Below are 19,122 nucleotides of genomic sequence, written 5' to 3' on the forward strand. Positions count from 1 at the left end.
AAGAAATAAAGTTCCCAATTAATGATAATGATCATCATTGGTAATGTCTTTTAATTATCCCTCTTAATATATTTAAACTTTAAGAGGGTGTTTGAAAAGTTATGGTTGATGTATCAAATATTTTTTACCCCTCCCTAACCCTCCCCTTTACAAGGGGAGGGAACTGGATTTTTATTGTTACCCCCCTTTATAAGGGGAAAGGGGGGTAACAATGTGATGAAAATTACGGGATACGACTTTTCAAACATCCTCTAAGAGGGATAGGCTATTATCTTACACCTCTATATCTAATTTACTCATCAGAAATCATACTTAATATCCATGCTATCCATCGTCTAACTGTGCTAGAACGTCTATCCGCAGTTTTATGATTTAACTTTGAGTTACAGGATAAAATTATCTTAATAATTTCATTTTTATCCGGTATTTCACCATTTGAAAGGGTAGATTCAAAAGTTTTATAAAAAACCTGACATTGTAAAATTTTTCTAATAAAATATAGTATTTTTATTTTATGCCTTTTTTTTAAAAAATCGGTGCTTTCATCACTTAACTTAAAGTTGATTTCCTTAGTATTTATGTCTTTATATTTATCAACAAATCCAAGATATCTAGCAGCATCAGTATAATAATTAGTCTGTCGTTGATTAAATTGATAATTTGCTGTAATCTCTTCTTTTGTAAGTTCTTTATTTAACAAAATTGTTAGTAAATCTATAATTCTTGCAAATGTATTTGCTTGTGGAAATGGAATATCTGTTGGTTCAGGCGCTATCGTAATAGATTTAAATATTTCAGATACATCATCATGAGTGATTATTTCTGGAGATTACAATAATCTATACTTTCTATACTGGAAGGAAAATCAACAGGAGTAGGCTCTAGAAAAGGGTCATAATCAACATTTAGGTAAGTATCAAATCTGCCTATTATATATTTCTTTCTGGAAATAGGTAATATAGACAGCTTATGTTGTTTAAAAATTTTAGGCAAAGTTTCATAATGATCAAACTTAGCCATTAACCTACTTTCTCTGAATTCATTAATACTATTTGACTCTATCTCAAAGTATCCTATTTCATTGATTTTTTCCAAAATAGAGTATTTTGTAAATAATTCTTCCCAGGCACGATCATTTTTGGTTTCTGTTTTTTTAATATTTGTATCACTCATAGTTTTTTACTAAAATCTCATCTACTTTACCTCTTTTTTTACCATTACAATTTATCGCTCTTATAGCTGATATTTTTGTGTGCAGATAATCTTTATATAGGTCTTCGATAAATTCTGTATAAGCATTGCTTAGTAAAATATGGCAACCTCTACTATTTAGATCATCAAATACCTCTTTTAATCTTCTCTGTTCCTGTTTATTGAAACCGTTAACATCGTAGCCAGTAAAAGAAGCAGTTTCAGAAACCGGATCATAAGGAGGATCAAAATATATAAAATCTCCTCGCTTTGCATCTTTAACAGCTTTTTGAAAATCAGAGTTTAATATTGTAACTTGATTTTCATTTAAATATTTATTAACTGCTTTTAAAACGGCTATATCTAAAATGTTTGGATTTTTATATTTGCCAAAAGGTACATTAAATTGACCTTGAGAATTGACTCTAAATAACCCATTATAACAAGTTTTATTTAAGAAAATAATTCTCGATGCTCGTTGAACTTCTGTTTTAGACTTAAAATTCTTTTCTCGATCCCAGTCTCTAATCTCATAATAATAATATTCATCATTTTTGTGATTTTTTAAATCCTCAATTAGTTCATCTAAAGAATTTTTAATTATTCTGTAACAATTTATCAATTCAGCATTACTGTCATTAATGACAGCTTTTTTAGGTTGCAGACTAAATAAAAGCGCACCACCACCAATAAAAGGCTCGTAGTAGGTTTGAAGATTATAATTTTTAGGGAGGTAATTGGCTAGAATTGTCGGTACAAGCTGTCTTTTTCCTCCTGCCCACTTTACAAAGGGTTTGACTAACGGATTAACTAATACCATTTTATGACCTGCAAATTATATAGTACAATAGCTCATTAATACCATTGTACTATATAATTAATATTTTCGTATAGAGTCACAATTATACTATATTTTTGGAGAAAATCTGGATTTTTGAGAATTATTGGACTATTCCCAGTTTAATTGACATTCATATTAATCAAATTCCCAATCAGTACATACATCAGATATGGAGTCCATCGAATTTATTATATTAAAAACTTGAAGTTTATCTTCTTGCTGATATAAGCTAACAGTATATAAAATAATAGCAGCTAACCAAGCATCAAGTCGTCTAGCAAATTCAAGTGTCCAATCATATCTTTCTTCAATAGTAGGTTGATAATTAATCATGGGAGAGGCAGTTGATTTATGTGATGGAGGGTAAGGGAGTTGAATCAATCCAGGTAAAACACCTAAAATATGAAATTCAGTTTCATTATCACTCACATCAATTAATTGCCACTCAGTATTACTTGAGTATAAAGGCACATTAAAAAATAAATAATTTCCTCGTTCGTAAGTGTTACATATATTCCATATATCCCAAGATCTGTTATGTATTATAAAATTTTAGAACATCAATTGTAAGATTATAGGATTATTTACCATTCTGTAACGAAATATCCAACTTGTCAAACAACCATTTGCACGCACTATCTACGTCTGGAACTTGTTCTCCTGGGGGTACTGGTGGACGATTTACCATCACAACCTTAATTCCGAGTTTCCTAGCGGCGATAATTTTGGGATAGGTGGCATTACCACCGCTATTTTTGCTAACAATGGTATCTATATTGTATTTGAGCAGGATTTCCTGTTCGTTTTCTAAAGTAAAGGGACCGCGATCGCATAAAATTAATCCAGATGGGACGATAACATCAGTATTTGGTGGATCAATCATCCGCATTAAAAACCAAATTTCCTGTAAATGTGCAAAAGTCGCAATTTCTTGCCTACCAATTGTTAGAAATACTCGTTTAGCTTGATTTGCTAACACAGCAGCAGCAGCGAGATTATTTTCTACTTCTAACCAACAATCATCTCCTAATTTTTCCCAAGGTGGACGAATTACCATTAATCGCGGAATACCTATTTCCTGTGTCGCTGCGGCGGCATTTTCAGAAATCTGATTAGCGAAAGGATGAGTAGCATCAATTAATATATCAATTTGCATTTCTCGCAAATAACGAACCAATCCTGGGACACCACCAAAACCGCCAATCCGCACATTACCAACAAGATTAGCAGGTTTACGAGTTCGACCGGCTAAAGAAGCGATCGCCTCAATACCAGGAATATTTGCTACCTTAGCAGCCAATTCCACTGCATCACCAATGCCACCGAGAATTAAAACCCGCAACATATCAATTTTAGATTTTAGATTTCTACGAAGTTTGCACTTGAATGAAATACATCCTAGTACAAAACGGCGTAAATAAACCAACCATTCTAAATCCTCTAAAAGCCTATACTGTCTTCATTTTGACTTTTGACTTTTGACTTCCGCTTTGCGGTACTAGTCCCATCCTAGGTTGCGTGGCTATCGTGTACACACAAATTACAGCGATTTCAATCATATAAGGTACATCTTAGCCCCCTCATCGCTTGCGGGGAGGGGGTTGGGGGTGGGGTTCTTGTACTTCATAACACTACAAAGTGCTGTATGTTTATCGAACAGAATTCAGGAGTCACCGAGTCAGAATTCAGAATGAATTCTGTGCGAGTGGCGGATGAATAACTGGGTTTAAGACCCCCACCAAATCGTAGATTTGGTGGTCTTTAATCAGTCGCAGGTTTGAATCCTCGACTGATTGATTCTGACTCCTGGCTACTGACTCCTGACTCCTTCTTCAATCATTTTTAATTAAGGAATGTGAATTAAATAAAGTGCAAAAGTAGGGTGTGTTAGCGACAGCGTAACGCACCATTCCACGTTAAGTCAGAATTGCAGGTTATTAAATTTGCGTTCCTAAGTAGGTGAACAGAAAAATTTAAAGGTATGTGAAGAAAAGTAAAATCACTCAAAACTCTCTTCCTGTTCCCTGTTCCCTGTTCCCTGTTCCCTGTTCCCTGTTCCCTTGCCCCAACGACAATTTTTAACGCCCACCTACTTACTAATGTCTATTGACACCAGATTCTAGGATTTTAACTTGATTTTGGAGTTTTTCTACAGTTTGCAAATGCGATAACTTTAATGAATAATTCAACCAAATAAAACTACCGGAAAAGATAGTTAAAACTACAACTAAAATACCTGTTAACAATTTCACCTGGAAATGCAGATGTTTTACCTGATTAGCTTGATTTTCTTCTGGAAGTTGAGACATAGAAGCTAAACTGAGATTTTCATTATCTACCATCACCTCTATCTTCGTTTCTTCCACTCTGGCAAATGTCACCTTACTTTCCAGCCATTTAGTAATTAACTCAGGACAATTTTTATTAAACCATTGCCAAGCCAGGATTTTAAATACTGGCTTCGACATTTTAGTCATAAATTTTAGAGTCTTATTGAGAGTTCCAAAATGCAGCTTATGATTTATCAAATTAGTTGAACCAACATCATAAAGACAATCTATGATGGCTTTAATTGTAACTTCTTCCTGATAAATCAAGGTTTTTAATAATAGTCTAAGTTCATTAATTAGTTGTTCCTCTTTCTCTTTCTCTTTTTCTCGAACCTTTTGTGTTAAATGATCAGATATTTTTACTGATTTAGACATATTAAGACTATGGGTTGCTGGAAAAGTTTTTTTATTATAGTTCCCAGTTTCCATTACCTAATCTTCCGAGAACCGGAAATTTTCGCCAAAGCATCTTGAAACGCGGGTGGTAACTGACGCATAATTTTACCTTTTTCTCGATCCAAAGCTACTAACGTTACCAGAGCAGTAATATATAAATCCTGACCATCAGGAGAAACAAGGGTGTAGTCCCAGTTCATTCGCACTCCCGTTACCTCAGCCATCCGTGTTCTTACTAGGACTGGCATTCCTAATTTCACCGACTGATGATAACGAATTGACAATTCTACAACAGGTAAATCACAACCTAAAGCTACTAAATCAGCAAATTCAATGCCTATAGAGCGTAAGCATTCTACCCGTGCTTCTTCCATCCATGTTAAATAAGTACCATGCCAAACTATACCTGCGTAATCAGTGTGGTGAGGTTGGGACCGAACTGGATATTCAAACCAATTTTCAAATGCAACATTAGTCACACTGTCAATAGCGCTGGTGGGTGGTAATTGGGGCTGATTGATTTCTTTAGGCATAGGAATAATTTTTACAAGCAACGGATGGCTAAAAAACCGATAAAACTTTGTAAATTGGATATTTGTCAACTATTTTTCATCTTACCAGATTGTCAAGACGTTGCGTGAAACGCCCATGATTCGGAAAATTTGAGCAATACTGGTACATGAAGCAAGATAGACAGAAATTACAAAAATGACGATTCAACTTACAAATACAGGATTATTAGATTGGACTGGTGATACTTTAGCCTTTGGTCTATTTGAAGATGCGGTGGAGTTAACCGGTGATCTGGTCAACTTAAATGATAAATTTGCGGGAATTTTAAAAGAAGTAATTGCCGAGGAAGAGTTTACAGGTAAGGCAAATAGCACCGTTGTTATTCGTTTAGCTGGGACTAGTCCAGTGAAGAAGGTGATTGTGGTTGGTTTGGGTAAACCAGACGCGCTGAAATTAGACAGTTTACGCCGTGTAGCCGCAACTGTAGCCAAAACCGCTAAAAAGCAAAAAACCAAGACTTTGGGAATCAGTTTACCATTGTGGAACGATGACCCAGCCGCCACAGCCCAAGCCTTGACTGAGGGCATAGAATTGGCACTTTACCAAGATATTCGCTTTAAATCCGAGCCAGAAGATAAAAATCCCAATATCGAAACCATTGATTTACTTGGTTTAGCTGGACAAGAAGTCGCTATTACTCGTGCAAATCAAATTGTTTCCGGTGTGATTTTGGCGAGACAGTTGGTAGCAGCGCCAGCGAATGCGGTTACATCTATTACTATGGCAGAAACTGCTCAAGCGATCGCTCACGAACACGGGTTAGAACTGGAAATTTTGGAACAGGAAGAATGCGAAAAACTAGGCATGGGGGCATTTTTGGGAGTCGCCCAAGCTTCTGATTTACCACCAAAATTCATTCACCTCATCTATAAACCAGCCGGTACACCTAAGCGGAAACTGGCAATTATCGGAAAAGGTGTAACTTTTGATTCCGGTGGATTGAACATTAAAGGCGCTGGTAGTGGGATCGAAACCATGAAAATGGATATGGGTGGTGCAGCGGCAACTTTAGGCGCGGCTAAGGCTATTGGGCAGTTAAAACCAGATGTAGAAGTTCACTTTATCTCCGCAGTTACTGAAAACATGATTAGCGGTAAGGCTATGCACCCTGGAGACATCTTAACTGCATCAAATGGCAAAACAATCGAAGTTAATAACACCGATGCTGAAGGGCGGTTAACCTTGGCTGATGCCTTGGTTTATGCTGATAAATTGGGTGTAGATGCGATCGTTGATTTAGCCACCCTTACAGGTGCTTGTGTGGTGGCTTTGGGCGAAGATATCGCCGGTTTATTTACACCTGATGACACGGTAGCTTCCCAACTAAAAACCGCCGCTGACAATGCCGGTGAGAAAATTTGGCGGATGCCGATGGAAGATAAATATTTTGACGGGCTAAAATCGGGTATTGCTGATATGAAAAATACTGGACCCCGTTATGGCGGTTCAATTACTGCGGCTTTATTCCTCAAGCAGTTTGTTAAGGATACCCCTTGGGCGCATTTAGATATTGCTGGACCAGTTTGGGCTGATAAGGAACATGGCTACAATGGTGCTGGGGCAACTGGTTTTGGTGTGAGAACACTGGTTAGCTGGGTTTTGAGTTAATTTAATTTCACCTCAACAGGGCGGGGAAACCCCGTCCCTACGGTTTCTGTATAGGAACTAAGTAGGTTGGCGTTAAAAATTGTCGTTGAGGCAAGGGAACAGGGAACAGGGAGAGAGTTTTGGGCGATTTTACTTTTCTTCACATACCTTTAAATTTTTCGGTTCACCTACTTAGATAAAAGTGCGATCGCTCAAAAGTTTATGAATCGGAAGATCCAGCAAACATAGATACACACCTTGCAAGACTGAGACTAACAGACACATCAACTGCATTCCTAGTCAGAGACTAGGAACGAGATGTGGTAGGGATTTGAGCTTAAGTTGACACATATCAGCTTTTGCTAAATCATCTCGTTCATCTCGTTCCCAGTCTCTGACTGGGAATGAATTCTAGAAGGCTCTGCCTTAAATGATATTAGAGGCAGAGCCTCATCAACTGCATTCCTAGTCAGAGACTAGGAACGAGATGTGGTAGGGATTTGAGCTTAAGTTGACACATATCAGCTTTTGCTTTATCCCTACGTTTAGAATCAAACAATCAAGCCGTTTTGAGTATATGTTTGAACCCCCAGAAGATGTAAAAGAAAACCTGAATATTGAATTACTGACTATCAGCCAAAAAAGGGTGTAAATCGTGAGTTTTGATAATGTCTGTAAAATCCTAGCTGAAAAATATCCTCTTGATTTTGCCAACTGGTTATTACCGGAAACAGTCGAAAAGATCAAAGTCTTAAAAACCGAATTAAGCATTGAACCAATTCGTGCAGATTCCGTTATATTGCTGCAAACAAAAAACAGAATCCTACATTTAGAATTTCAAACTAGAACCAAATCAGAAACTCCCATTCCGTTAAGAATGTTGGATTATTTTGTCAGATTAGTTAGACAATATCATCTACCTGTTACCCAAGTGGTGATTTTCTTGCAGGAAACAACTAATGAAATCGCTTTTACCGAGGCTTATATTGATGAAATGACAAATCATCGCCATCGAGTCATCCGAATGTGGGAGCAAGATTCAGCTTTATTTCTCAATAACCCCGCATTACTTCCCTTAGCACCATTAACAAAAACAAATTCCGCACCAGAATTATTATCCCAGGTTGCCACAGAAATTGCTAAAATTACAGATGTACCAGCCAGACAGAATACTGCTGCTTACACGGAGATTTTAGCAGGTTTACGATTCGAGAAAGATCTAATTCGTCAATTATTGAGTGAGGATATTATGCAAGAATCTGTAATTTACCAGGATATTTTGCAAAAGGGTGAACAAAAAGAAGCTTTTCGTTTCCTGAATCGTCTTTTAAATCGGCGGTTTGGGGAAATGGATTTATTTATAGTTGAACGGATTCGTTTATTACCTACTGAACAATTAGAAATATTGGGAGAAGAGTTTTTAGATTTTTCAGGAATATCTGATTTAGTTACTTGGTTAGATACACACCTTCCCAGAAGTTTATAGGATTTTTTCCAGATTCTCGATTTTTTGAGATTTTAGCAGGTTTGCGATTCGAGAAAAATCTAATTCGTCAATTATTGAGTGAGGATATTATGCAAGAATCTGTAATTTACCAGGATATTTTGCAAAAGGGTGAACAGAAAGGAGAAAAAATAGGAGCAAAGAATAGGACATCAAATCTTCAGGCATCTATTGACATTTCCCGACAATAGGTTCATAATATTATATATGTATACGAGAGTTTTGTAGTTAATTTAAAGTCAATAAATATTTTGAGTAACTGTAATGGTTCCGAATAGACTTGAATGGCTACAAAGAAAATAAACCTTTCCTTAGAAAACTTGGTAGTTCTAGAGAAAATTTGGGTATTGAACTCGTTGATAGACAATCAAGAGCCTTAGAATTATGTTCTAAGGCAATGTGGGATACCACCTTCACTAACTCAGTTGGTGATGTTATACTGGATATTCACGATATCTCAGATGTCGGCGAATGTCTCGGTTAAAAGTATCAGAACAGAAAGAAGCTTTCCGTTCTGAATCGTCTTTTAAATCGGCGGTTTGGGGAAATGGATTCATTTATAGTTGAACGGATTCGTTTATTGCCTACTGAACAATTAGAAATATTGGGAGAAGAGTTTTTAGATTTTTCAGGAATATCTGATCTAGTTACTTGGTTAGATACACATATTCCTAGAAGTTTATAAGGTTTTTTCCAGATTCTCGATTTTTTGAAAAAGTCGGGAATCTAAATTTTTGATTTTTTTTGGATACTAGTAAATATAATTACAAGTAAGTATTGGCAAGCGGACTTTAACGAAATTAAGTATATTAATTCTCTTGATTTTAGAAAAAGTAGATTTTCTTATGCTTTTTTGAGAATTTTAAATTTTTAAGTATTGCAATCTGATAAAATTTGTAAGGTTTCTATAAGCTCTGAGCAATGGGATCGACTGGTGTAAGGATCGCAATTGACGCAATGGGGGGAGATCATGCACCCACTGAAATCGTCGCCGGCGCACTGCGGGCGCGAGAGGAACTGGGTGTAAAAATATTACTGGTTGGAGATCCCCAACAAATTGAGGCTATAATGCCGCCAAAGACAACTATGGCGGATTTGGAGATTGTTCCTGCCGAGGAAGCGATCGCTATGGATGAAGATCCTCTCAACGCAGTTAGACGCAAGCGGAAATCTTCCATCAACATAGCGATGGATTTAGTCAAAAATCAACAGGCAGATGCTGTATTTTCTGCTGGACACTCTGGTGCAGCTATGGCATCAGCTTTGCTGCGATTAGGCAGATTACCGGGAATTGACCGCCCAGCAATTGGCACAGTATTCCCCACCATCAAAGCCGGCAAGCCAGTAATGATTCTGGATGTCGGCGCTAATGTAGACTGTCGCCCTAAATTTTTAGAGCAGTTTGCAGTTATGGGTTCAATTTACAGTCAGTATGTTTTGGGAACCGACAATCCCAAAATAGGTTTATTGAATATTGGCGAAGAAGATACTAAAGGTAACGAAGTAGCTCTCCGCGCCCACCAATTGTTACGGGAAAATACTCAAATTAATTTTACTGGTAATGCTGAAGGGCGTGATGTATTATCTGGTGAATTTGATGTGATTGTTTGCGACGGCTTTGTGGGTAATATTTTATTAAAATTTGCCGAAGCAGTTGGGGGCGTAATTCTACAAATTCTTCGAGAAGAATTACCCCAAGGGATACATGGTCAAATCGGTACAGCGATTTTAAAACCTAATCTGAAGCGCGTTAAACAACGCATGGATCATGCTGAACACGGAGGAGCTTTGCTTTTGGGTGTCAGCGGTATTTGTTTTATTGGTCATGGCAGTTCCCAAGCACCATCTATTTTTAGTGCCATTCGCATGGCTAAAGAAGCCGTAGATAATCAGGTGTTAGAAAGACTTCAATCCCAATATCAAATTCTCCAAAATGAAAGTAGTTAACTATTACTTCTCAAAAGTAGAGATCCTCCGCTAACAGCCATTTGTCACTTGTCATCCAATTTTAGATTGCGGATTTTAGATTCATAATTACTTTTATAAATCTATTGTTCTTGATCTCAAATCTAAAATTGGGATTGTCATTGGTACTCGTTATTAATGCTTACAAACAAGACAACTGACAATTTACAAATGACAATTGACAATTGAGGAAAAAAAGAAGTGCAAAATTTTTTTAACGGTGGTATAGCAATTACAGGCAGTGGTTCAGCAGTCCCAGCAACTTGTTTACACAACCAAGAGTTAACTCAACTGGTAGAAACATCAGATGAGTGGATTGCCTCAAGAACAGGAATCCGTCAAAGACGGTTAGCGTTGCCCCCTGACTCACTGGCATCATTGGCCACTGCGGCTAGTCAACAGGCCATTGCCGCCGCCGGGATCACAGCAGCAGACATAGATTTAATTTTATTGGCCACATCCACCCCTGATGACCTATTTGGCACTGCTTGCCGTGTTCAAGGTGAATTAGGTGCTACCAAAGCAGTCGCCTTTGACTTAACCGCCGCTTGTTCTGGTTTTGTCTTTGGTTTAGTTACAGCCGCACAATACATCAGAACAGGTGTTTATCAAAATGTACTCTTAATTGGGGCTGATATCCTCTCTCGGTGGGTAGATTGGCAAGATAGACGCAGTTGTGTGTTATTTGGTGATGGGGCTGGGGCAGTGGTATTACAGGCTAATAAGAGCGATCGCTTATTAGGATTTTGCCTCAAAAGCGATGGTTCTCAAAACAATTGTCTCAACCTAGCCTATAACGCCTCTAGCACAGAATTAACGCCAGATATTCACGTATCTACAGGCAAATATCATCCTATTACCATGAACGGTAAGGAAGTCTACCGCTTCGCTGTGCAAAAAGTCCCAGAAGTGATAGACAAAGCCCTATTTGCAGCTAATCTCAAAGTTGAAAATATAGATTGGCTAGTATTACATCAAGCGAATCAAAGGATTATCAATTCCGTTGCTGAACGCTTAGAGATTCCCGAACATAAAATTATCAGCAATGTCGCCGACTATGGTAACACCTCCGCTGCATCTATCCCCCTGGCTTTAGATGAAGCAGTGCGAGCCGGGAAAATTAAACCTAATGATATCATTGCCACATCTGGTTTTGGTGCAGGTCTTTCCTGGGGGGCAGCCATTTTCCAATGGGGAAGATAGATAATTAAAAATTGAGAATTGAGAATTAGAAAATTAATAACAACCAACAACTAACAACTGACCACCGACTAATAACAAATGACTAAAACTGCATGGGTGTTTCCCGGACAAGGTTCTCAAGCATTGGGAATGGGAATAGACTTGTTAACTCTACCATCTGCCAAAGAAAAATTTATTCAAGCTGAGGAAATTTTGGGTTGGTCTGTAATAGATATATGTCAAAGTGATATTGACACCTTATCAAGAACACTTTATACCCAGCCTAGTTTATATGTAATCGAAAGTATTATTGCTGATATTTTGCGGGAAAAAGGACAGCAACCAGACGTAGTTACAGGTCATAGTTTAGGCGAATATATAGCCCTTTATGTCGCTGGTGTCTTTGAATGGTCGGCTGGATTACACTTGGTAAAACGACGGGCAGAATTAATGGATAGTGCTGCTGGGGGAATGATGGCAGCATTAATGAACTTTGACCGAGAAGAATTAGAAAAAGTTATTAGCGCCACACCTGATGTAGTTTTAGCAAATGATAACAGTCCTCTCCAAGTTGTTATTTCTGGAACTCCAGACGCTGTACAGGCTGTCATTTCACAAGTTAAAGCTAAACGGGCTATCCCCTTAAAGGTTTCGGGTGCATTTCATTCCCATTTAATGAAAGCAGCCGCTACAGAATTTCAAGAAGTTCTCGATTCAGTTATTTTTCAGTCAGCAACTGTCCCAGTTTTATCTAATGTAGATCCAATTCCAGCAATAGAAGCGGAAACTTTAAAACAGCGTCTTTCCCAACAAATGACTGGTTCTGTCCGCTGGCGAGAAATTTGTTTGCAATTAGTAGAAGATGGCATTGAGAAAGTTGTAGAAATTGGTCCTGGAAACGTATTAACTGGGTTAGTTAAACGAACTGCACCTAGTTTAATTTTACAAAATATTCGTAATGCTGCTGAGTTACCTGAATAAAGTAGTAGATTTGCCAGATCAATTCAAAATTAAATAAGTCCTAATGGGGACGGTATTGGCAACATAAACTTTTTATGATGTCTGTGTTCTATTATCTAAACATTCAATATTGTTCGGTTAAGGAAATGTAAATTGGATTGAACGATAGTGAAACCCAAAAAATACTCGTAAACCTTGGGTTTCGTTCCCCAAACTAACCTACCATATAATGATTTTTCGCCTTGACCGAACAGTGTTGGGTTTGGTTTACTTTCGTCAAACAAACCTACGCAATTTCATTGTTTGAACTTAACTAACAAATATTGTTTAAACATTTAGTTAATGAACCTCAGTAATTTATCAAAATTAAAGTAAGATAGCCAAAAACCCAACCTGACACTTTTTTGAAATTGCCTAGAACTTGGCATAATCAACCTGCAAATAAACCTAAAAATATTCATGAATACACTTGAACAAAAAACTTGGATGACGCAAGCAGAGTATGCTAAAAAGTTGCGTCCTTTACTGCCGACAGAAGCATTTTTACCTGATATCAATAAACTCTGGATTCTCTTAATTAATCTGGCAATTATGATTTTAGGTTGGGGAATTGCCAATCATCTTGATGACTGGAATTGGTATTTTCTTTGGCTGTATTTACCATTAGCATTAGTGATGGCTAATAGTGTGATTGTTTTGCTTTTTAGTACCCACGATTTGCTTCACAGCCGCACAGTTACGAATCCTTGGTTGAGACAAATAATTAGCTTATTGGGATTCACAATGTTATGGATGCCGCCAACTTTATGGAAAGCAGTACACAATCGAGAACATCATAATAAAACAAATTCTTTGGAAGATCCAGATCGTAATTATTTAGATAATCAACCTAAAAATTGGGGTAAATGGATTCAGAATGCTTTTGTGCCGTCATCTGAGGTAAATCCTATTTTATTATTTATAGGAATGAGTCATGCTTGGGGCGTTCACACATTTCGGAATTTGACCTCAGTTTTATTATTCAATAATGGTAAGTCTGAGTATCCTGTAGTGGCTTTTACAGTTAGTGGGAAAGAACAACGGGCGATCGCTATAGAATTACTCATGATTATCGCCATCCATACCACTATCTTAACCTATCTGGAGTTCCACCCCATTAAACTACTTCTTAGCTACTTCTTGCCCATTTGGATAGGCTATGCGGGGCTGATATTTTATATCTATACCAATCATATGTTGTGCCGAATGACAAATGTAAATGATCCTCTCATTAATAGTCTCTCTATTCGAGTTCCTAAACTATTTGATGTCTTACATTTAAACTTTTCTCACCATACAGAACATCACATTTTCCCCGGCATAAATTCAGATTATGCGCCAATGGTGCAAGAACTATTACAAACATATTACCCTGAAAGATTTAACTTATTAAATGCGGGAAAAGCCTGGGAATTAATGATGCAAACACCCAGACATTACAAAAATGATCATACTTTCACAGATTGGTCTGGAAATAAATTTGTAAACTGTCCAATCTTAGGGATAAATCTCAGCGATATATAGTCAAATTCAATCAGAACCTATGGAGAAGTAATGTAGAGACTTTCCCCGTCAACTCGATTACATCTCCATCCAAAGACGTTCTAATTGTCTTTGCCAAGCTGCCAAAACTTTTTCTCTTCCCTGAGCATTTTGGTCAATATCTCCTAATAATCCTTCGGCATAAAAACGGTCTAGATTTTGCATAGTGGCTTCTAAGGATTGTCCCTGTTGTTTTGCGGCTTTAATAATTTCGCGGATACGAGTTTCTACTAAATTATTGAAAACATCATGAACACCAGCTTGATATAATGAAATCAGACGAGCGATCGCATTAGCAAAATCCCCATTAGTCAAAGTGCCACTATTATGTTGAAATACTCCCCAAATTACATCATCATAAACAGCATATCGTGTTTCCTGAGTATCATCAAAATTAGCCTCTAGAAACTGTGTCATAAAGGTTGCGGCTTCTTGTAAAGGCATAATTGGCAATAATATCCGCAACCAGGTATTATCTTCTGAAAGCAGCACCAACAACCGAAAATCAGCAGTTTCTACTTGCCAAGAACCAGGGGCAATAGATTTTACAACTTCAGCACTAAATAACTCTGTTAACGTACCCGCTATGTCTTCCGGTGTCATAATTATCTTTGAACTTTATCATCTAGAGTAACGCTTTTTGGCATAGGACTTACCCAAGTTTCACACTAAAAATCTGTTGTCAGGTGCTAATCTTAGCACTATTGACTTTTAGACTCAGTTGGTGATGTAGTCGCAGGTTCTAGTGGTGCGGGAGATTCTGCTGGTGGTGAATCAGCAGACTTTTGACGACGACGGAGGACTTCTGTTAAGCGTCTCTGACTTTTTTGTATTCTTTCGGTTCTACCTTCGTCCGATTGATTACTCGTGTCAGATTTTACGGGCTGAACTGAACGGCGACGGGCTGGAGATTCTTCTGTTTGCTTGGGTTGTTCAGGTTCAATAGACTGACGGGGTAGTGAAACTGGTTTACTTTTGGAGGGTGCAGATTCTTGTCTCTGTCTAGTTATATTTTCGGATGGAATATCGGTAATAATAACATTCGTTTTTCTGCGATTGCGTTGACGTGATTCTATCGAAGTGGAAGCAGCAGCTTCTTGTTCCGGTTTTTTATTAATGGCTTCTCGCTGTTTTTCTATTTGGCGTTCTTGAAGTTTACGGTGACGCTGTGATCCTTTAATAGCAAAGTTAACCGAGGCTCTTACTCCTTCTCTTCCTGCTTCTGTGGGCGTTAATTTCCACTCTTGAGCAGCTTTTTGAGCAGCTTCATCTAGTTCACTATCACCACTGGAACGGATCAACCGTACTCTCGTAACATTACCTTTATTATCTGTGTCAATAGCAACTTCTGGATTTCCTTCTGTGCCTCGCCGTCTGGCTCTCTCTGGATACTTAATTTGACACTGTAGACAATCCGCACGATTCAATTTAGAACTGTTTTCGATGGGAGGTTTGGGTGCAGTAGCTATTGGTGTATTTTCTGGCTTTGCTGTGTTTCCCACACCATTACCGGAATTGTTTCCCACACCATTACCGGAATTGTTTCCCACACCATTACCGGAATTATTTCCCACACCATTACCGGAATTATTCACCACACCATTACCGGAATCTTTACCTAAAATATTTCTCCAGCGATGATTACCTAAATTATTTAAAATATTTCTATTCTGCAAAACTGGCGTGGAAGTAGTGGAGTTGCTGGGGATATTATTAGAACTAATATTGGGTTGAGTTTCTGGCTTTAATAATGGGATTTCTGTAGGTTTAGTTTCTGATTGAGGTTGAGTAGATGCTAGGGTATTTGAATTTTCATCTAATTTTGGAATTGGTTTAGTTTCTGTCGGGATTGGTGCTATTGTTGGTTCAGGATTTGTGTTGACTATTGGGGTATTTTTTACAAGATTTGGTATGATTGCGGTTTGAGGAGGCGTGAGTATTGGGGATTGTTTACTAAGAAGATTATTCTTGGCTGTTGGTTGAGACTGTTTGCTTACAGGTGCAACAGAAGAGTTAATTTTACTAATAGTTATTTTTTTAGGTATGGAAATTTCGCCACCTTGATTACCACCACCAGAATTTATTTTTGGTTGGGATTTCATCTCTAGTGCTGGTTGGATTGGTTTCTGAGGGAGAGTTTCCAAAATTGTCAATTCAATTGGTTCACTTATAACTTCAGGTACTTTGAAGAAGAATTTATTAATAGCTAAAGCTAGTAGTCCAGTATGTAATGCTAATGAGCCAATAAAACTAAAAACTAGGAAAGTTTTTAAGGCTTCAGCCTCTTTTTCGCGCTGTTCTATAGTGATGCTTGATAAACTCATATTTTATGATTAGTTATTAATAATATGACAGTAATACAATAGAGGGCGGGGAAACCCCGCCCCTACAGGCTTTGCGGGTTGCTGGCTGGATTTCACAAAGAGTGAATACTGCTATAACTATAGGAACAATAAGCGAAAAGCCCCGCACATTGTTAAGCCATCAAGTTAGATGTAACTTTACTTCTTCCAGCCGTTATCAGCTTGTTGTAGGACATAAGCAGCTACATTTTCTATTTGCTCTGCTTTTAACCGACCCTTAAAGGCTGGCATTGCGCCTTTACCCTTAGTAACTTGAGCAATAATTGCTTCAGCCGAGTACATATCGTACTTTTCCAAATCTGCTTTTTTCAGGGTTTTGGCAGCATTAACTAAATTTCTGCCACCCGCATGACAAGAAGCACAATTAGCACTAAATACTTTAGCTCCACTAGCAGCGTCCGCGGCCAAAGCGGGACTACTGAAGGCAAAGGTGAAGATGGCTATGCCTATTAATAATACTGAGATGATCTTTTTCATGTGGTGTTCTCTCTACAACAATGTCTGAATCCGTGCAAGTATCCTCTACAATTCTCATTTGATTTTGTGGGATTAGTCAAACGACAAGCTGTCAAACTTGGTTCTCAATTATGGGAAATTGGCGATTAATTGATTGATAGCTTGAGGGTTTAGGCTGAAGGTAAATTTATGTGAATTTAAATTTACAATTAGCAAAAGGAAATTAATTATGAAACATAAAAGGTAAATTATTCGGATTCCTCCTTGATCTTTTAAACTTCATTTTTGATTGGCTAATCCTGAAATACCCTTTTCAGTGACACGACAAATCCGCCAATCATCTAAAATATCCGCGCCCATATTCCGGTAAAATGCTTGGGCTGACACATTCCAATCTAAAACGCTCCACTCTAAGCGCCCACAATCCTTTTCTAAGGCTATTTGAGCTACCTTTGCCAAAAGTGCTTTACCAATACCTTGGCGGCGATATTCTGGCAAAACAAAGATATCTTCGAGGTAAAGTCCTGGCTTGGTGAGAAATGTTGAATAATTATGAAAAAATATAGCAAAACCTACAGCTTGACCTTGAGATTCAGCTAAGATTGCGTCTACATATTTTGGTGAACCAAATAAATGATCTTTGAGGGCTTCAGCATTACCAATCACAGCATCGGATAGTTTTTCATATTTTGCAAGTCCTTGAATTAATGCAAATAGGGTATGAGAATCACTGGGTTGGGCAAAACGGATGATTAAATTAGTCATTAGTCATTAGTCATTAGTCATTGGTCATTAATTCACAGTTTATACTCAAGAGGTCTAATTTTTTCTAACCACAGGCAACTAACTAAGTAGGTGAACAGAAAAATTTAAAGGTATGTGAAGAAAAGTAAAATCACTCAAAACTCCCTTCCTGTTCACTGTTCCCTGTTCCCTTACCCCAACGACAATTTTTAACGCCCACCTACTTAATGACAACTGACTAATGACTAATGACTTATACTAACCAGCCTTTTAACCGTTTGGCTATGTGGGGGCGACGTAACTTTCGCATGGCTTTACTTTGGATTTGGCGAACTCGTTCACGGGAAAGGTTAAACATATTACCTACCTCTTCTAGGGTGCAGGGTTCGCTGCTGGTGAGTCCATAGCGGAGGGAAATGACATCTTTTTCCCTTGGGGTGAGTACGTCTCCTAGAACTTCCCAAATTTCCTGACGCATCATGTTTTCGTTCATTTTTGCTTCGGGAGACTGGTTATCTTCATCTTCTAGCAAGTCCATTAATTCTGTGTCTTCTTCTTTACCGACACGGTGGTTAAGGGAAAGTGCTTGTCGTCGAAGTTGTTGCAGTTGACGCAGTTGGTGAACCGTAATTTCCAAAGATTCAGCCATTTCGGCTTCCGTTGGGTTACGAGAGAGTTTTTGTTTGAGTTCCCGTTGTGCTTTTTTTAGTTTATTAAGTTTCTCAACAATATGGATTGGTAAGCGAATAGTTCGGGCATCATTAGCGATCGCTCTCGTAATTGCTTGTCTAATCCACCAATAAGCATAAGTAGAAAACTTATATCCTTTATCGGGATCAAATTTTTCAGAAGCGCGGTTTAAACCCATTGCTCCTTCCTGAATCAAATCGAGAAAAGGGACACCACGATTTAAATATCGTTTAGCAATAGAGACAACTAACCGGAGATTGGAGCGAATCATTTTTCGCTTGGCGACTCTACCCTGATACAAGCGGCTGTCCAGTTGTTTTTCTGTCATTTCCAATTGCGAAGCCACCTGAACCTTGCTAGGGTACGCTCCTAGTTCCAATTCTAAAGCCGCTTGCAATTCTTTGACTTCTTCCAAAAATCTGACTCGTCTGGCTAATTCCACTTCTTCATCAGGTTTGAGTAGTGGATAACGTGCCATTTCCTTAAAAAATGCGCCTACAGCATCATCATTTTCGGTTTTATTATATCCCGAAGGACGGGCTGCGGCCATGTCATCGCCATTGCGTTCTTCTGATTCCAAGTTTTCGACAATTGCAGTATCTTCATATACTACTTGATCTAAACTCTCAATTGTTGGTTCTTCATGATCAGTAATATTCTCTAGTATTTCCATTGTTCCCAATTCAGCAAGATTCATAGTTTCCTTTAGGGATGGTTGCTTTGTTTGGTACATAATTTAATCACAACAGCCTGTTTCAG

General features: G+C 38.0%; 20 protein-coding genes. 8 read left to right on the forward strand and 12 right to left on the reverse strand.

Translation table 11 applies throughout. The annotated features are described in order from the left end of the window. Positions 1-292: 292 nt before the first annotated feature. The 7 genes from FJR37_RS26840 to FJR37_RS05235 form a co-directional block, all read right to left on the reverse strand. Complete coding sequence (locus FJR37_RS26840; protein WP_254434516.1) at positions 293-700, reverse strand: hypothetical protein; 408 nt, start codon at positions 698-700, stop codon at positions 293-295. A 116-nt stretch (positions 701-816) separates the two neighbouring features. Then, positions 817-1,173 carry a hypothetical protein gene (locus tag FJR37_RS26845; protein ID WP_254434517.1) on the reverse strand — a complete coding sequence of 119 codons (357 nt, stop codon included), beginning with the start codon at positions 1,171-1,173 and terminating at the stop codon, positions 817-819. Next, positions 1,166-2,011: a DNA adenine methylase gene (locus tag FJR37_RS05215; RefSeq protein WP_168465484.1), complete on the reverse strand. Its 846-nt coding sequence runs from the start codon at positions 2,009-2,011 to the stop codon at positions 1,166-1,168. The genes FJR37_RS26845 and FJR37_RS05215 overlap by 8 nt, the downstream gene beginning before the upstream one ends. A gap of 156 nt (positions 2,012-2,167) precedes the next feature. Beyond that, positions 2,168-2,503 carry an alfin gene (locus FJR37_RS05220; RefSeq protein ID WP_168465485.1) on the reverse strand — a complete coding sequence of 112 codons (336 nt, stop codon included), beginning with the start codon at positions 2,501-2,503 and terminating at the stop codon, positions 2,168-2,170. Positions 2,504-2,612: 109 nt separating this feature from the next. Continuing rightward, on the reverse strand, positions 2,613-3,377 hold the full coding sequence (locus FJR37_RS05225; RefSeq protein ID WP_174763393.1) for a cobalt-precorrin-6A reductase: 765 nt from the start codon (positions 3,375-3,377) through the stop codon (positions 2,613-2,615). 751 nt (positions 3,378-4,128) lie between these two features. After that, on the reverse strand, positions 4,129-4,737 hold the full coding sequence (locus FJR37_RS05230; RefSeq protein ID WP_039199260.1) for a hypothetical protein: 609 nt from the start codon (positions 4,735-4,737) through the stop codon (positions 4,129-4,131). Positions 4,738-4,790: 53 nt separating this feature from the next. Next, entirely contained in the window at positions 4,791-5,291 is a 501-nt protein-coding gene (locus FJR37_RS05235; RefSeq protein WP_168465486.1) for a thioesterase family protein, read from the reverse strand. A 175-nt stretch (positions 5,292-5,466) separates the two neighbouring features. On the opposite strand from FJR37_RS05235, the gene FJR37_RS05240 reads away from it, so the two are divergent. The 8 genes from FJR37_RS05240 (at position 5,467) to FJR37_RS05275 (ending at position 14,092) form a co-directional block, all read left to right on the forward strand. Then, positions 5,467-6,939 (forward strand): leucyl aminopeptidase, encoded by a 1,473-nt coding sequence (locus FJR37_RS05240; RefSeq protein WP_168465487.1) that lies wholly within the window; start codon positions 5,467-5,469, stop codon positions 6,937-6,939. Between the two features lie 634 nt (positions 6,940-7,573). Further along, a complete protein-coding gene (locus FJR37_RS05245) occupies positions 7,574-8,404 on the forward strand; it encodes a DUF4351 domain-containing protein (protein WP_168465488.1) in 831 nt (276 codons plus the stop codon). Between the two features lie 298 nt (positions 8,405-8,702). Continuing rightward, entirely contained in the window at positions 8,703-8,906 is a 204-nt protein-coding gene (locus FJR37_RS05250; protein WP_152608789.1) for a hypothetical protein, read from the forward strand. A 63-nt stretch (positions 8,907-8,969) separates the two neighbouring features. After that, a complete protein-coding gene (locus FJR37_RS05255; RefSeq protein ID WP_371416098.1) occupies positions 8,970-9,107 on the forward strand; it encodes a DUF4351 domain-containing protein in 138 nt (45 codons plus the stop codon). A gap of 236 nt (positions 9,108-9,343) precedes the next feature. Next, the gene (gene plsX / locus FJR37_RS05260) at positions 9,344-10,369 is read left to right on the forward strand and encodes a phosphate acyltransferase PlsX (RefSeq protein WP_027402242.1); all 1,026 of its coding nucleotides are present in this window, start codon (positions 9,344-9,346) and stop codon (positions 10,367-10,369) included. A 219-nt stretch (positions 10,370-10,588) separates the two neighbouring features. Beyond that, positions 10,589-11,590 (forward strand): beta-ketoacyl-ACP synthase III, encoded by a 1,002-nt coding sequence (locus FJR37_RS05265; RefSeq protein WP_039200259.1) that lies wholly within the window; start codon positions 10,589-10,591, stop codon positions 11,588-11,590. A 78-nt stretch (positions 11,591-11,668) separates the two neighbouring features. Further along, positions 11,669-12,550, forward strand: a complete 882-nt coding sequence (gene fabD, locus FJR37_RS05270; RefSeq protein ID WP_168465489.1) for an ACP S-malonyltransferase — start codon at positions 11,669-11,671, stop codon at positions 12,548-12,550. A gap of 438 nt (positions 12,551-12,988) precedes the next feature. Then, on the forward strand, positions 12,989-14,092 hold the full coding sequence (locus FJR37_RS05275) for a fatty acid desaturase (RefSeq protein ID WP_039200261.1): 1,104 nt from the start codon (positions 12,989-12,991) through the stop codon (positions 14,090-14,092). Between the two features lie 57 nt (positions 14,093-14,149). Here FJR37_RS05275 and FJR37_RS05280 read toward each other — a convergent pair whose 3' ends face one another. The 5 genes from FJR37_RS05280 to FJR37_RS05300 all read right to left on the reverse strand — a co-directional run bounded on the left by FJR37_RS05280 (position 14,150) and on the right by FJR37_RS05300 (position 19,096). Continuing rightward, complete coding sequence (locus FJR37_RS05280) at positions 14,150-14,713, reverse strand: hypothetical protein (RefSeq protein ID WP_168465490.1); 564 nt, start codon at positions 14,711-14,713, stop codon at positions 14,150-14,152. A 98-nt stretch (positions 14,714-14,811) separates the two neighbouring features. Then, complete coding sequence (locus FJR37_RS05285) at positions 14,812-16,434, reverse strand: energy transducer TonB (protein ID WP_168465491.1); 1,623 nt, start codon at positions 16,432-16,434, stop codon at positions 14,812-14,814. A 177-nt stretch (positions 16,435-16,611) separates the two neighbouring features. Then, the gene (petJ, locus tag FJR37_RS05290; RefSeq protein WP_039200264.1) at positions 16,612-16,950 is read right to left on the reverse strand and encodes a cytochrome c6 PetJ; all 339 of its coding nucleotides are present in this window, start codon (positions 16,948-16,950) and stop codon (positions 16,612-16,614) included. Between the two features lie 258 nt (positions 16,951-17,208). After that, positions 17,209-17,694, reverse strand: coding sequence for a GNAT family N-acetyltransferase (locus tag FJR37_RS05295; RefSeq protein WP_039200265.1), 486 nt, complete (start codon positions 17,692-17,694; stop codon positions 17,209-17,211). 232 nt (positions 17,695-17,926) lie between these two features. Next, on the reverse strand, positions 17,927-19,096 hold the full coding sequence (locus FJR37_RS05300) for an RpoD/SigA family RNA polymerase sigma factor (RefSeq protein ID WP_039200267.1): 1,170 nt from the start codon (positions 19,094-19,096) through the stop codon (positions 17,927-17,929). Positions 19,097-19,122 lie beyond the last annotated feature (26 nt).

This window comes from Aphanizomenon sp. UHCC 0183, assembly GCF_009712065.1.
Classification (GTDB): domain Bacteria; phylum Cyanobacteriota; class Cyanobacteriia; order Cyanobacteriales; family Nostocaceae; genus Dolichospermum; species Dolichospermum heterosporum.